At 31.4% G+C, this 1046-nt stretch carries 1 protein-coding gene; it reads left to right on the forward strand.

The genetic code is table 11. The features are described from left to right. Positions 1–1046: N-6 DNA methylase (locus ACIR131C_RS22570; RefSeq protein WP_035371882.1), on the forward strand; the 1046-nt coding region annotated here is incomplete at both ends.

The following is a 1046-nucleotide window of genomic DNA, read 5'->3' on the forward strand; positions in this document are numbered from 1 at the left end:
TACAAAACCCTGGACAATTTACATTTAATCGGACAACAGCCGGTATTTATATTACTGATAGAATCCCTTTTTTAAAAGGTTTTTTTGACATAGTTATTAACAGCGATAACGTAAGTAATATTCATCAATCAATTGAAAATTTGGTAGAATTATTAAATACAGTTGATATGACGAATATTTTAGAAAACTTTGGGAGAGAAACCCGTACGGAAGACCCGGTTTTGCACTTTTATGAAACATTTTTAGCTGCTTATGAATCTTCATTAAGAAAAAGTAGAGGAGTTTATTATACTCCTGAACCTGTAGTTAATTTTATTGTCCGTTCTGTGGATGATCTTTTAGATAAAGTTTTTGATTTAGAATATGGTTTAGGAAATCACAAAGTCACAATTCTTGACCCCGCAACCGGAACAGGAACATTTTTATATGCAGTTATTAAACAAATTTATCTCAATGAAATAGATGATTCTAATATTCGTCGCTGGAATAAATTTTTTAGACGCAAAAAACTGTTAAGTCGTCTGTTTGGGTTTGAATTATTGATGACTCCCTATACCATAGCACATTTAAAATTAGGTTTATTATTGTCGGATTTAGGTTATGATTTTGCACCAGAAGAAAGATTGAAAATTTATTTAACTAATGCTTTGGAAGCAGGAATAAAGGAAGATGATTTAATTCCTGGTATTACCCAAATTATCGCGGAAGAATCCAGTCAAGCAGCAAAAGTAAAAACAGAAATTCCGGTAATGGTGGTATTAGGAAATCCTCCTTATTCTGTCAGTTCTCAAAATGCGAGTAAACGCAAAAGAGTCTTAAATCAAGATGAAAGATATTTAGTAGATATTGAATATACTGGTTCAGTTTGGAATCGGATTTATAAAACTGGAAAAGCGGGTAAAACTATCACGGAATTAACCCATATTGGGGAACTTTTAGAACTATATAAAGGTAGAGTCAGACTGGAAGGAGAAAAGAATATCCAACCTTTAGATGATGATTATATTAAATTTATTCGTTTTGCTCAATATCAAATTGAAAATAAT

Source organism: Dolichospermum circinale AWQC131C (assembly GCF_000426905.1).
In the GTDB taxonomy this organism is placed as follows: Bacteria; Cyanobacteriota; Cyanobacteriia; order Cyanobacteriales; family Nostocaceae; genus Dolichospermum; species Dolichospermum circinale.